This is a genomic window from Paenibacillus sp. FSL P4-0176 (assembly GCF_037975265.1).
Classification (GTDB): Bacteria; Bacillota; Bacilli; order Paenibacillales; family Paenibacillaceae; genus Paenibacillus; species Paenibacillus amylolyticus.
Window position 1 is genome coordinate 2619680 of sequence record NZ_CP150242.1, and the last position, 12687, is coordinate 2632366.

Here is a 12687-nt window from a genome sequence, read left to right on the forward strand (position 1 = left end):
TGAGCGCATTGGCAAAGGCAAGCAGTCAAGGTTTGACTGGCAAACAAAAAGCAGCAATATTGTTGATTACATTAGGTCCGGAAGTATCGGCTCAGATATTCAAACATCTGCGTGATGAGGAGATTGAGCAACTTACGTTGGAGATTGCCAACGTTCGCAAAGTTGATTCTTCTGAAAAGGATATGATCATGGCCGAGTTTCACCAGATCTGTCTGGCGCAGGAATATATCTCTCAGGGCGGTATCAATTACGCCAGAGAAATCCTGGAAAAAGCTCTGGGTTCATCAAAAGCACTTGAAGTCATTAATCGTTTGACAGCTACGCTGCAAGTCAGACCATTTGACTTTGCGCGCAAAGCAGATCCGAATCAAATTTTGAACTTTATTCAGAATGAAAGCCCGCAAACGATTGCCCTGGTTCTGTCTTACCTGCAATTCGAACAGGCGGCAGCGATTCTATCATCCTTGCCACAAGAGAAACAGGCAGATGTCGCTCGCCGGGTGGCTGTTATGGATAGTACTTCGCCAGAAGTTATCTCTCAAGTGGAGCGGGTTCTGGAACAGAAGTTATCCTCTACCGTAACGCAGGATTACACCAATGCAGGTGGTATCGAATCGATCGTTCAGATTCTGAACGGAGTCGATCGGGGTACAGAACGTACCATTTTGGACTCGCTTGAAATTCAGGATCCAGAGCTTGCAGAGGAAATCAAAAAACGCATGTTTGTATTCGAAGATATCGTCAATGTGGATGATCGTTCGATTCAGCGCATTATTCGGGATATCGACAACGCAGATTTGCAGTTGGCACTCAAAGTGGCAAGCGAAGAAGTTCGGGATGCCGTGTTCCGGAATATGTCGAAACGGATGTCCGAGACATTCAAAGAAGAGATGGAATTCATGGGACCTGTGCGATTGCGTGATGTTGAGGAAGCTCAGACACGTATCGTAGGAACGATACGCAGATTGGAAGAAGCCGGTGAGATCATTATCGCACGCGGTGGAGGAGATGATATCATTGTCTAATTTGATTAAATCTTTCCAGTATGTACCCGTTGATGACCGTAAAAAACTTGAAAATCATCATCATTATGGTGGTGCTGAGGAGTCTGAAACGGAATTATACGGTGATAGTGCTGAAGGTTCTGAGGCAGAAACGCTTCAAGCACGCGTGGACGAAGAAACACAACGTCTCACCGCAGAAATGCTGGAAGATGCCAAGGAGTTTGCAGAAAAGCAAGTACGTGAAGCTTCAGAAGAGGCAGAGCGCATGCTTCAAGAGGCCCGTGAACAGATCGACAGCTGGTGGCAGGAACAACGGCAACAGGATGAACATCTGACCGAAGCACTTCGTTCACAAGGTTTCCAACAGGGTTTTGAAGAAGGCAAAGTACAAGCTGAACTGGATCTCCAGGTGCAGATCGAAAAGATGATGATTGAAGCCCAGGAAGTGCTCAAGGAAGCTTATGTAGCTAAAGATCAGATCATTCAGGAAGCCGAACCGTTCCTCGTGGAGCTCGCTTGCGGGATCGCTGAGAAAGTCATTGATAAGCAACTTACCATTGAACCCGATCATACATTGGAACTGATTCGTCAGAGTTTGTCACGTAAACGAGAGCAGGGTTTGATCACACTCTGTGTGGCACCTGATCAGTTTACATTTGTACAGGCAGCTCGTGAAGAATTATCTCTGTCCATTGACTCTCAGGCAGAATTGCAGATTTTGCCTGATTCAACGGTCAAAGATAAGGGATGTGTCATTCGTTCTTCGTTCGGAAGTGTAGATGCGAGAATTGATACACAGCTTGCTGAGATTAAAAAAGAACTGGTCCGCATAGCACTTGAGGATGAGGAGCGAAAAAATCAACATGAAGGTTCTTAGTTCACAGCGATATATGGAACATTTGCGCCAATTCGATCCTGTTCGTATTAACGGCAAAGTTACTCAGGTCATTGGTCTTATGGTGGAGTCAGAAGGGCCAGATGCAAGTATCGGTGACGTATGTTATATCTATCCTGGTAAATCGGCTAAGCCTCTTCAGGCCGAAGTTGTTGGGTTTCGAGATAACAAAGTGCTGCTTATGCCACTGGGTGAACTTCAATCCATCGGTCCTGGTTGCGATGTAGTAGGTACGGGTAAACCACTCGGCGTTCAGGTAGGCTCCGAATTGCTCGGTAAAGTATTGGACGGACTTGGACAACCGCTGGACGGTTCCCTCCTTCCATCCAGAATGCCGATGTACTCTACCTCCAATACACCGGTTAATCCAATGGATCGTCCGCGTGTACTTGAAACGATGGGTGTTGGTGTAAGAGCTATCGACGGATTGTTGACCGTAGGTAAGGGACAGCGTGTAGGTATTTTTGCCGGTTCTGGTGTTGGTAAGAGTACATTGATGGGCATGATTGCTCGTAATACAGCAGCAGATGTCAATGTCATCGCGCTTGTGGGTGAGCGTGGACGTGAGGTGCGCGACTTTATTGAACGGGATCTGGGTCCGGAAGGACTGGAACGCTCCGTAGTCATTGTTGCAACTTCAGATCAGCCCGCCCTGATTCGGATTAAGGGAGCAGTTATTGCGACCACTATTGCAGAGTATTTCCGAGATCGTGGAATGAACGTGATGCTCATGATGGATTCGGTAACTCGATATGCGATGGCACAAAGGGAAGTTGGTCTGGCCGTAGGTGAACCTCCGGCAATGAGAGGATATACGCCATCGGTTTTTGCAAGTTTGCCCAAACTGCTTGAACGGGCAGGCACAGGGCCTACGGGTTCGATTACAGCCTTTTACACCGTTCTGGTTGATGGAGATGACATGAACGAACCAATCGCGGATGCGGTAAGGGGTATTCTGGATGGACACATTGTGTTAAATCGATCCATTGCAAATAAAGGTCATTTTCCAGCGATTGATGTGTTAGCCAGCATAAGCCGTGTTATGAAGGATATTGCTCCAGAAGAGCAGTTGGAAGCCGTTAATAATATGAAACGTTTGATGGCTGTGTACAAAGAATCGGAAGATTTGATCAATATTGGAGCTTACCAGCGGGGATCAAATGCAGCCATAGATGAATCGATAGACCAGATTGATAGTATATGGAACTTTACCAAGCAGAAAGTCGACGAGAAAGTCACTTTAAGTGAAGTACAGGAACGTTTGATTCTTGAATTTGCAAGGAGATGAATGGGTAAACGATGAAATTTCGATATCATTTCCAGAAAGTTGTTGACCTGAAGAGTAATGAAAAAACACAGGCAGAGTGGATGTTATCCACAGCGATCGGTAAACTTCAGACGGAGGAAGATCATCTGATACAACTTCTTAATGATAGAAGTAATCTGATCGGCATTATCCAATCTGCTACGGAAAATACAGCGTCTGTAAACAGTCTGCAGGAGATGCAGCGTTATGTACATCACCTTGACGAGTGCATTTCACGCAAAAACAGTGATGTTAAACATGCTCAGGTCAATGTGCAACGGAATCAGACGTTTCTGAACGGTAAGATGGTTGATGAAAAAGTATGGCTTGGAGCGAGAGACAAGGCAAAAATCAAATTTCAGCAGGAGATGCTCCTCCGGGAACAGAACGATCTGGACGAGATGGCTACTGTACGCTTCGCTGCCAAAGCCGGACGCGCGAATTGATGTGAGCCGGACGCGAAGTTGTCTCGTGAAGGAGGAATGAACGATGGCTGTTAAAGATGATAGCGACATGGAAAAAGAGTCGGGAGGCGGTTGGGAAAAATTTCTCATGATTTCAATCCCGATTGTATTCACCGTAGTATTGCTAGGTGTACTACTTACGCTATTTAATGTAGATATTCGTAATAATTTGTTTGAATTCGCCAACAAGATACCAGTAGTCAAGGAATGGGTACCTGATCCTGTACTGGATCCGGAGAAGGAGAAGCTGGAGAAGAGTGAGCAGCAGGTTGAAAGTGCTGAAGCCACAATCGAAAAGCTGAAATCCCAAGTAACTGCCAAAGAAACAGAGCTCAAGGCAGCACAGGAAGCGACAACAACTGAAGCAAAGAAGGCCACGGACCTTCAGAAGAAGTTGGATGATGCGGAAAAAGCGGCTGAAACGGCTACAGCAGCAACGCCGGAAACGGAATCTGATTATCAGAAACAAATCAAAGATTTGGCTAAAATGTATGCTGACATGAGCCCAAGCAAAGCTGCACCGATTTTGCAAAATATGACGAATGAGGAAATGGTATTGTTGTTGAATGCCATGCAGTCATCTGCTCGGACCAAGGTGCTTGAAAAGATGGACCCGAAAACGGCAGCCGATGTCACCATGATGATGAAGGATGCTAAACCGTCCGGGGATCTGGCACTGGATGCGCTGCAATCCAGATTGAAGAAAGAAACCACAGCAACTTCAACTGCATCCACAACCACAAGCAAAAACCTGGATAAAAACCAGCTTAGTCAAACATTTGCTTCGATGTCTGCTTCAAGTGGTGCCAAGTTATTATTGGAAACATACAAGTTGAGTCCTGACAAAACATTGACCATCCTGAATTCAGTAGATGATGCAACACGCTCTCAATTGCTTGAGAACATGTCTTCAGAGGATTCGGTTGAAACTGCAAAAATTTTGAACAGATTAATGGGTAACAAGTAGACCTGATTGCACTGTTTAACCGAGAGGAGGTGAAAATAAATGTCGATTGTATATCAAATGGCATCCACAGCAACTGCAAAAGCAACAGGAGCAGGTCAGACAACCGGAGCACAATCTAAAAGTTCAGTTGCAGGTGCTAGCGGTGAATTTCTCCAAACTCTTGCACAATCGCTATCTGGAGGGAATACAGAAGGTGATAGTTCAAGCGCTACGGGAAGCTTAACTGCCAATCCGTTGGTGTTTTCCTTTGCTACAAGTGAAGAAGGAGAAACGGCATCAACAATCACGGATATACTGAATTCGTTGTTCACGGACTTGGATTCACTTGACGAAGCTTTGGAAAATGACCCAGCTCTACTAGCAGGTTTGCAATCTCTGATTCAACAGATGTATACACAATTAACTAATCCTTCAGGTACTAATGCAGAAGGTTCCGACGAGTCTTCGAACGGAGCGGAAAGCGTAAAAACAGTACCCGCAATTGAACTATCGCAGCATCCGGCAGCAGTACGTTTTGTTCTGCAAGATATGCTTACACAATTAGTAGCTGGAATGAATGATCCTGAGAGTAACGTTGCGAAGAACGCTCCTGAATTCAAACATTTGTTACAATCTCTGCAGAGTCAGCTTCAAGAGGCTGGAGTGGATACCACTAGTAACAAAGGATGGACTGAACTGAAATCCCTCCTGGATACATTGACTGCAGTTAAGGATCAGACTGCAAAAGTCGCTCCAAGTACTTCGCTTCAAACATCCAAACAGGATTCGGTCGTACCACAAGTTCTTGTTGCGGCAGTGGCGAATTCTGGAACCCAGGTGAAAGCTGAGGCTGAGACAACATCTGCTTCAAATGCAGGTGGAGAAGTGGAACACTCAACCATCATTACTGCAGGAGAGCTGTCCTTGCGTTCATCAGGTACTACAGCAGGAAAACCGGCTGAACCTGTAATGCAAACATCACAGTTTGCCAAGGAAATGACACAGTTTGTTGTTAATAAGCTGGATATTGTCCAGCAAAAAGGATTTTCCGAGGCGACCATCTCACTTCGGCCTGAGCATCTAGGTAAATTGGATGTTCAAATTACCTTGCAGAACGGGCAGTTGGTTGCACGGTTTATGACTGAACATACGATGGCTAAAGACATGCTTGAACAACAAATGACGCAGCTACGTTCTTCACTTCAAGCCCAGGGAATTCAAGTGGAACGACTTGAGGTTACCCAGAACAGTTCAATCGGATCACAGATGTATCAGGACGGAGGCCGTCAGCCGGGAAGTAACTCTCAGCAACAACGCCGTTCGCGTGAGCGTGAGGAACAATCGGATGATGCTATAGCTACAGCAGGGATTCAAGAAGAATTGCGTAACTGGCGTAGCGAGCAAGTCGAAGGAAACGAATTACAGAGAGATACGTTTAGTGCTGAGGCTTAAATAGAAATGAGGTGAGTAAATGGCTAATGAAAATGTTTCAATGAATAATACCTGGCCGAACTATTCGGCAGCCAATAAAGCAACCACAAGTGCTGCAACAAAAGAATTGGGTAAAGATCAGTTTCTAAAAATCCTGATTACCCAGCTGCAAAATCAAGACCCGATGCAGCCAATGGAGGATAAGGAATTTATCGCTCAAATGGCACAGTTCAGCTCAGTGGAACAACTGGTCAATATTTCTACGCAGCTTAAAACATTGAACCAGTCCCTTGGTGCTGTATCCGGTATGATTGGCATGGAGGTAAGTTGGCTTTCTTCTAATAAAGATGATAACGGAACTCTTCGTCAGGGTATTGTAGATTCCATCATTGTAAGAGATAGCGTTCAATACGCAAAAGTGGGCAACGACGAGATTAAGCTGGATGAGATCATTCAGGTGAATTATCCAAAACAGGCAGAAGAGAGTCAAACTCCGGTACAGAACGTTCAGGATGTAACTCCTGAAACGAACGAGAGCCAGGAAGTTGAATCATCCGCTGAAACGGGTGATACAGAAGATAGCGGGAAAACGATATGAGTGATCGCATAACGGTTGGACAATTATACGCAGGCCCGATTACACCGAATATGCTTCAAAGACCCAAAACGGGAGAAGCTTCGGCTATACCCGAAAAACCTTTTGCAAAGGTGCTGGAAGATAATCTTCTGAAATTGAGCAATCATGCTGCCAAACGATTGGAACAGCGTGGTATTGAACTCAAGACCGAGCAAATGGAACAGATTGGTTCTGCTTTGGACAAAGCTGCTGCCAAAGGAGCCAAAGAGTCATTGATTTTAATGCAGGATATGGCTTTTATCGTCAATGTCAAAAATCGTACTGTGGTTACAGCTATGGATAGTGAGAGCATGAAGAATAATGTGTTCACTCAGATTGATAGTGCCGTAATCATTTCTTGACCGGCTGGCCCTTCTCGGGAGCCGGAATGCCGCTGACCGACTGATGCGGTAACCAAATGAAGACTGGGAGGATTTTTAAAAATGTTGAAATCAATGTACTCAGGCGTTTCCGGGATGCGGGGTTTCCAAACAAAACTCGACGTAATTGGTAACAATATTGCGAACGTAAACACGGTTGGCTTCAAAGGCAGTCGGGTTATGTTCAAAGATATTATGAGCCAAACTACGGCAGGGGTAACTGCCCCAACTGATGCTCCATCTGGTGGTGTGAATGCAAAGCAAATCGGTTTGGGTGTATCTGTGGGATCTATAGATACACTGCATCTCGCAGGAAGCCCAATGACTACAAACAATCCGACAGACTTACGTATTAACGGAGATGGCTTTTTTCTTGTCTCCCTGGGTGGAGATCAGGAAATTCCTTACTTGACACGTGCAGGGGATTTCCATGTTGATGCTGCTCGAAATCTTGTAACTTCAGATGGTTTGTTCGTCTTAAGTAGTGAGGGAGAGCCCATTACAATTGGGGATGATGTTGTTTCATTCACAATCGGACAGAACGGTATGATTAATCAGACAATGGCTGATGGAACAATCGAAGGCGATACTCAAATTGGAATAGGGAAGGTAGTTAACCCTGAAGGATTGGAAAAAATAGGGGGTAACCTATACCGGATGACAGCTAACGCAAATCCTGACGGTACTCTTGATCCTTTAACAGCGAACAGTGCTGAGGACGGAACAGGAGCAATCATTGCTGGACAGCTCGAGATGTCTAACGTGGATCTGACTGGAGAGTTTACTGAGATGATCGTAGCTCAACGTGGATTCCAGGCAAACTCCCGAATCATTACAACGTCGGATGAAATACTTCAGGAAGTTGTTAACCTGAAACGTTAATAACTGATTAATGAATTTTTAAAACGTGGGGGAGCTTGCTCCTCCCACTCTGATTAAGGGGGCTTAGCATGATTTCGGTTACGCGGTTAAATGGTTCTCCCATGTGGTTAAATGCGCTGATGGTTGAAATTGTGGAAGAGACGCCGGATACGTATATTACTCTGGTAACTGGAAAGAGACTGATTGTGCTTGAAAAAGCCGCTGACGTTATTTCCAAGATTAAAGATTACAACCGTGAAATCGGGGTTCAGGCAGCCACTATTAAAGTGCAGCAAACGGAGGAATCCTGATGAAAAAAATGATGCCCTGGCTTGCAACAATGTTGCTGGCGATAACACTCATTGTGGTGGTTGTGTTTGTATTTATGCAAGGACAGAACGGGAATAAGGACGACACACATACGGCGGCAGCCTCAGAAGCTAAGAAGATGACTGCGGATGAGATTGTAGAGGTTTCCTCTGAGCTTGGAGAAATTAAAACCAATTTGGCTGATACGGATCATGTTGTAGTTGTCAGCTTCTCATTCAAGTTGTCAGACAAAACAGCCAAAGAAGATTTCGAGAAAATCAAAGAAATTACAGTGAAGCCTATTATCATTCAGACGTTTGCGGATACAAAGTCTGAGGAGCTGGCTACAGCGAAGGGCCGCGTACAATTTAATGAGAGATTGACGGGACTAATTAATGAAGCTTTACCTGAAGGTAAGTTGAGCAGCACCAGTTTTTCAGCTTTTGTAATGGCGCCAATGTAAATGAACAGAACACGCTGTAGACCTGTAAGGGGGTGAGAACATGGTGGATGTATTATCACAAAATGAGATTGACGCCCTATTAGCAGCCCTTTCTTCTGGTGAAATGGACGCAGAAGAATTGAAGAAGGAAGAAACTCAGAAGAAAATCAGATCGTACGATTTTAAGCGGGCAGTGCGTTTTTCCAAAGACCATATCAGAAGCTTGACTCGTATTCACGAAAACTTTGCACGCTTTCTCACCACTTATTTTTCAGCCCAACTGCGGACGTTCGTTCAAATCAATGTCGTTCAGGTCGAACAGTTGCCTTATGATGAGTTTATCCGTTCTATTCCTAAGATGACGATATTGAACATTTTTGAAGCGGAGCCACTACAGGGACGAATGGTGATGGAAGTCCATCCAAACGTGGGATATGCGATGTTGGATCGCCTGCTTGGTGGAACCGGAATTGCTCCAACCAAGATCGCATCCATGACGGAGATTGAGACGACCATCATGGAGCGGATATTCAGCCGAGCATTTGAAAGTTTGCAGGAAGCATGGAAGACTGTGTTGGATATTTCCCCAAGGATGGAAGCGCTCGAGACCAATCCGCAATTTATGCAGATTGTATCTCCCAATGAGACCATTGCTCTGATCTCGCTCAGTACCAAAATTGGTGACACGACAGGCATGATCAATCTATGTATACCGCATGTCGTTCTTGAACCTATTATGTCACGGTTGTCAACTCATCAGTGGTTTGTTTCGGAGAAGAAAACGAGAGCTCCGGAGGAGTATGATGCTCTAAAAGAGCGTGTAAACAAAGCCAAGTTACCAATCGTTGCGGAATTGGGAGAATCGAGAATTTCAATTGCAGAATTTCTGGGTCTGTCCGTTGGCGATGTCATTACGTTGAACAAACCAGTTGATGAGGGACTTTCCATTAAAGTGGGTGACAAACTGAAATACATGGGCAGTCCGGGGACAATCAAAGACCGTGTGGCTGTGCAAATAGACAAGATTGTCACCGAAGGAGTTGAAGAATTTGACGAGTAAGGATTATTTATCCCAAGAAGAAATCGATGCTTTGCTCAGGCAATCGGAATCGATAAACAGCTCGGAACCCGCTGAAAAGACGGTTGATGATTTTTTGACCGAGCTGGAGCAGGATGCCTTGGGGGAGATTGGTAACATTACATTTGGTAGCGCGGCAACAGCCTTATCCACGCTATTAGGCCTCAAAGTAGATATTACAACACCTAAAGTTTCTATCATTAGTCGAACGCAGTTTGAAGAAGCTTTTCCTAAGCCACATGTTGCCGTTCATGTGAATTACGTGGATGGATTCGAAGGTATTAACTCACTTGTTATCAAGAAGAGAGATGCCCAAGTCATCGCTGATTTGATGTTGGGTGGAGAAGGAAATCCGGTCGATGAAGAACTGAATGAAATCCATATTAGTGCAGTACAGGAAGCGATGAACCAGATGATGGGTTCCTCTGCAACCTCAATGTCCACGATTTTTAATCGTTTTGTGAATATTTCCCCTCCGGGAATCGATATTCTCAATCTGGAGAGTGGAGAGGGTGTAAGTAATCTTCCAGCAGATGAGACACTTATCCAAGTTTCATTTCGTTTGTTAATCGGGGATTTGATCGATTCCAATCTGATGCAGTTGCTTCCAGTACATTTTGCCAAAAGCATGGTAGATATGCTGATTGGAGGCGCTCAGGAGTCAACTGCCAGCGCACCAGTGGCATCAACACCTGAACCTGCGCCAGCAGCTGTGCCAGCAACGCCACCACCGGTTGCGGAGCAGCCGCCCGTTCAGCACCAACAGGCTCCACAGGCTCCACAACAGCCTGCTCAGGACTATAACGGATATGGACAGGCCCCGATGGGTATGCCTCAAGGAATGCCGCCACAGCAGCCGTATGGCATGCCACCGCAGCAACCTTATGGTGCACCTCAACATTACGGTGGAATGCCAAATAGGAATGTTAACGTACAACCAGTTCAATTCGCCAATTTGCAAAATGGGGCGTATGGTCAGGTAGACGAAAACAATTTGAATTTATTGATGGACATTCCCCTTAAGGTCACCGTAGAATTAGGAAGGACCCAGAAGCAAATTAAAGATATTTTGGAACTGTCACAGGGTTCGATTGTCGAACTGGATAAGTTAGCCGGGGAACCTGTCGATATTTTGGTGAATAACAAACTGATCGCCAAGGGAGAAGTTGTCGTTATTGACGAAAACTTTGGTGTTCGTGTTATAGATATCGTTAGCCAATGGGACCGAATTCAGAAATTACAATAAGCACAATTTAGGGAGGACTTGAATCAAGATGGCAAACCGAATTTTAGTCGTAGACGACGCTGCATTTATGAGAATGATGATCCGGGACATTTTGTCCAAAAATGGATATGAGGTTGTTGGTGAGGCACAGGATGGCTCACAAGCAATTGAGAAATTTAAAGAGCTTCGTCCGGATCTAATCACAATGGATATTACGATGCCTGAGATGGACGGCATTGCAGCTTTGAAAGAAATCAAGAAGATTGATGCTAACGCTAAAGTAATTATGTGCTCCGCGATGGGTCAACAAGCGATGGTAATCGACGCTATTCAAGCAGGTGCTAAAGACTTTATCGTTAAACCGTTCCAATCTGACCGGGTTATCGAAGCGATCAGCAAGACACTGGGCGTTTAAGAGACATGATGATGGCTCAGGGTGATATTCCAGGAGGAGCTGGCGTGGGAAGTAATTATTATTTACAGCTTGTATGGGTGATTGTTGTCCTGGCCGTCATCCTGGCCCTTATTGTTTATCTGATCCGTTTTCTAAACAGAAGGAATCAGCAAATGTTCCGGCACGGCACAATTCGTACCCTGGGCGGAGTTGGACTGGGGCAAAACAAGTCGTTGCAAATTATGGAAATTGGTGGGTGTGTATATCTGCTTGGTGTAGGTGAAGACATCCAGTTGATAGATAAGGTTTCGGATTTGGAAGAGGCCCAAAGAATCATTGATTCCTTCGAACGAGATGCTGCTGCACAACAAGGAAATCTCTCACCTCTCATTGCCAAGCTCACAAAACGTTTCCGTAAAGAAGAACCGCCGCGGGAAATGGAACTAGAGGACACAACTTCTTTTCACGAAATGTTTGAATCCAAACTTCGGCAGATGCCTAACCGTAAAGAGAAGATGGAAAAGCTCCTGGATAAAGACAATACTACAGATCGGTCGAGGGATTCATGAAGAAAAAGATTTGGTTAGCGTGTTGTTTATTAGGACTTATCAGTCTGGCATCTGTAACGGTTGCCTTTGCCGAACCCATTCCGAATATTGATATTCAGATTGGAAACGGTGATGGAGGGACACCAAGCACGAGTTCACTGTCCATCATTCTGTTAATTACAGTGCTTAGTATTGCTCCAGCAATGCTTGTACTGATGACCAGTTTTACCCGGATTGTAATTGTGCTCGGTTTTATACGTACATCTTTGGGTACACAACAAATGCCACCCAATCAGGTGCTGGTCGGTTTGGCGCTATTTCTGACACTTTTCATTATGTCGCCGACGTTGTCTTCCATAAATCAGGTAGCGCTTCAGCCCTATCTCCAGGGAGAGCTTACGCAAACCGAGGCACTTGAAAAAGCAGCGGATCCCATGAAGAAATTTATGTTTAGTCACACCAGAGAAAAAGATCTTCTGCTGTTTATGAAGTACAATCAGACTGAACAACCAAAGACCTATCAGGATATCCCAATTACTGTTATGGTGCCGGCATATGTAATCAGTGAGTTGAAGACAGCATTCCAGATGGGGTTTATGATTTTTATTCCGTTTCTGGTTATAGACATTGTTGTCGCGAGTACACTCATGGCAATGGGGATGATGATGCTTCCGCCGGTCATGATCTCATTACCTTTCAAAATACTGCTCTTTGTCCTTGTGGACGGGTGGTATCTGGTTGTCAAGTCACTGTTACTGAGTTTTAACACTTGATCCGGAAAGTTAAAG

At 45.0% G+C, this 12687-nt stretch carries 16 protein-coding genes; all 16 read left to right on the top strand.

Annotation, left to right across the window (positions count from 1 at the left end; genetic code table 11):
- The first annotated feature begins 8 nt into the window (after positions 1 to 8).
- The 16 genes from fliG (at position 9) to fliP (ending at position 12672) form a co-directional block, all read left to right on the top strand.
- Positions 9 to 1025 carry a flagellar motor switch protein FliG gene (fliG, locus tag MKY95_RS12095; protein ID WP_036609368.1) on the top strand — a complete coding sequence of 339 codons (1017 nt, stop codon included), beginning with the start codon at positions 9 to 11 and terminating at the stop codon, positions 1023 to 1025.
- Complete coding sequence (locus tag MKY95_RS12100) at positions 1018 to 1881, top strand: FliH/SctL family protein (protein ID WP_036609366.1); 864 nt, start codon at positions 1018 to 1020, stop codon at positions 1879 to 1881. The genes fliG and MKY95_RS12100 overlap by 8 nt, the downstream gene beginning before the upstream one ends.
- A complete protein-coding gene (fliI, locus tag MKY95_RS12105; protein ID WP_036609365.1) occupies positions 1868 to 3187 on the top strand; it encodes a flagellar protein export ATPase FliI in 1320 nt (439 codons plus the stop codon). Before MKY95_RS12100 ends, fliI begins: the two co-directional genes overlap by 14 nt.
- Positions 3188 to 3198: 11 nt before the next feature.
- Complete coding sequence (gene fliJ / locus MKY95_RS12110) at positions 3199 to 3651, top strand: flagellar export protein FliJ (RefSeq protein ID WP_036609364.1); 453 nt, start codon at positions 3199 to 3201, stop codon at positions 3649 to 3651.
- Positions 3652 to 3694: 43 nt separating this feature from the next.
- Positions 3695 to 4636, top strand: coding sequence for a DUF4088 family protein (locus MKY95_RS12115; RefSeq protein WP_036609363.1), 942 nt, complete (start codon positions 3695 to 3697; stop codon positions 4634 to 4636).
- Between the two features lie 39 nt (positions 4637 to 4675).
- Positions 4676 to 6067: a flagellar hook-length control protein FliK gene (locus tag MKY95_RS12120; RefSeq protein WP_076318524.1), complete on the top strand. Its 1392-nt coding sequence runs from the start codon at positions 4676 to 4678 to the stop codon at positions 6065 to 6067.
- Between the two features lie 40 nt (positions 6068 to 6107).
- Positions 6108 to 6644, top strand: coding sequence for a flagellar hook capping FlgD N-terminal domain-containing protein (locus tag MKY95_RS12125; RefSeq protein WP_339198924.1), 537 nt, complete (start codon positions 6108 to 6110; stop codon positions 6642 to 6644).
- Positions 6641 to 7024 (top strand): TIGR02530 family flagellar biosynthesis protein, encoded by a 384-nt coding sequence (locus tag MKY95_RS12130; RefSeq protein WP_036609362.1) that lies wholly within the window; start codon positions 6641 to 6643, stop codon positions 7022 to 7024. Before MKY95_RS12125 ends, MKY95_RS12130 begins: the two co-directional genes overlap by 4 nt.
- A gap of 81 nt (positions 7025 to 7105) precedes the next feature.
- A complete protein-coding gene (flgG, locus tag MKY95_RS12135) occupies positions 7106 to 7924 on the top strand; it encodes a flagellar basal body rod protein FlgG (RefSeq protein ID WP_036609361.1) in 819 nt (272 codons plus the stop codon).
- Between the two features lie 68 nt (positions 7925 to 7992).
- Entirely contained in the window at positions 7993 to 8214 is a 222-nt protein-coding gene (locus MKY95_RS12140) for a flagellar FlbD family protein (RefSeq protein ID WP_017689179.1), read from the top strand.
- Positions 8214 to 8675 carry a flagellar basal body-associated FliL family protein gene (locus tag MKY95_RS12145; RefSeq protein WP_036609360.1) on the top strand — a complete coding sequence of 154 codons (462 nt, stop codon included), beginning with the start codon at positions 8214 to 8216 and terminating at the stop codon, positions 8673 to 8675. Before MKY95_RS12140 ends, MKY95_RS12145 begins: the two co-directional genes overlap by 1 nt.
- Positions 8676 to 8715: 40 nt before the next feature.
- Positions 8716 to 9714: a flagellar motor switch protein FliM gene (fliM, locus tag MKY95_RS12150; protein ID WP_036609359.1), complete on the top strand. Its 999-nt coding sequence runs from the start codon at positions 8716 to 8718 to the stop codon at positions 9712 to 9714.
- Positions 9704 to 10978, top strand: coding sequence for a flagellar motor switch phosphatase FliY (gene fliY, locus MKY95_RS12155; protein WP_036609358.1), 1275 nt, complete (start codon positions 9704 to 9706; stop codon positions 10976 to 10978). Before fliM ends, fliY begins: the two co-directional genes overlap by 11 nt.
- A gap of 28 nt (positions 10979 to 11006) precedes the next feature.
- The gene (locus tag MKY95_RS12160) at positions 11007 to 11372 is read left to right on the top strand and encodes a response regulator (protein ID WP_017689175.1); all 366 of its coding nucleotides are present in this window, start codon (positions 11007 to 11009) and stop codon (positions 11370 to 11372) included.
- Positions 11373 to 11383: 11 nt separating this feature from the next.
- Positions 11384 to 11920, top strand: coding sequence for a flagellar biosynthetic protein FliO (locus MKY95_RS12165; protein WP_155985051.1), 537 nt, complete (start codon positions 11384 to 11386; stop codon positions 11918 to 11920).
- Positions 11917 to 12672, top strand: coding sequence for a flagellar type III secretion system pore protein FliP (gene fliP / locus MKY95_RS12170; RefSeq protein ID WP_036609355.1), 756 nt, complete (start codon positions 11917 to 11919; stop codon positions 12670 to 12672). The genes MKY95_RS12165 and fliP overlap by 4 nt, the downstream gene beginning before the upstream one ends.
- The last annotated feature ends 15 nt before the right edge of the window (positions 12673 to 12687 follow it).

Excerpts from the sequence above, each read along its gene's own strand:
- fliJ (WP_036609364.1), top strand. The coding sequence starts at position 3,199 with ATGAAATTTCGATATCATTTCCAGAAAGTTGTTGACCTGAAGAGTAAT.
- fliP (WP_036609355.1), top strand. The coding sequence starts at position 11,917 with ATGAAGAAAAAGATTTGGTTAGCGTGTTGTTTATTAGGACTTATCAGT.
- fliI (WP_036609365.1), top strand. The coding sequence starts at position 1,868 with ATGAAGGTTCTTAGTTCACAGCGATATATGGAACATTTGCGCCAATTC.
- MKY95_RS12145 (WP_036609360.1), top strand. The coding sequence starts at position 8,214 with ATGAAAAAAATGATGCCCTGGCTTGCAACAATGTTGCTGGCGATAACA.
- MKY95_RS12165 (WP_155985051.1), top strand. The coding sequence starts at position 11,384 with ATGGCTCAGGGTGATATTCCAGGAGGAGCTGGCGTGGGAAGTAATTAT.
- MKY95_RS12140 (WP_017689179.1), top strand. The coding sequence starts at position 7,993 with ATGATTTCGGTTACGCGGTTAAATGGTTCTCCCATGTGGTTAAATGCG.
- flgG (WP_036609361.1), top strand. The coding sequence starts at position 7,106 with ATGTTGAAATCAATGTACTCAGGCGTTTCCGGGATGCGGGGTTTCCAA.
- MKY95_RS12160 (WP_017689175.1), top strand. The coding sequence starts at position 11,007 with ATGGCAAACCGAATTTTAGTCGTAGACGACGCTGCATTTATGAGAATG.
- MKY95_RS12130 (WP_036609362.1), top strand. The coding sequence starts at position 6,641 with ATGAGTGATCGCATAACGGTTGGACAATTATACGCAGGCCCGATTACA.
- MKY95_RS12125 (WP_339198924.1), top strand. The coding sequence starts at position 6,108 with ATGAATAATACCTGGCCGAACTATTCGGCAGCCAATAAAGCAACCACA.
- fliM (WP_036609359.1), top strand. The coding sequence starts at position 8,716 with ATGGTGGATGTATTATCACAAAATGAGATTGACGCCCTATTAGCAGCC.
- MKY95_RS12115 (WP_036609363.1), top strand. The coding sequence starts at position 3,695 with ATGGCTGTTAAAGATGATAGCGACATGGAAAAAGAGTCGGGAGGCGGT.
- MKY95_RS12120 (WP_076318524.1), top strand. The coding sequence starts at position 4,676 with ATGTCGATTGTATATCAAATGGCATCCACAGCAACTGCAAAAGCAACA.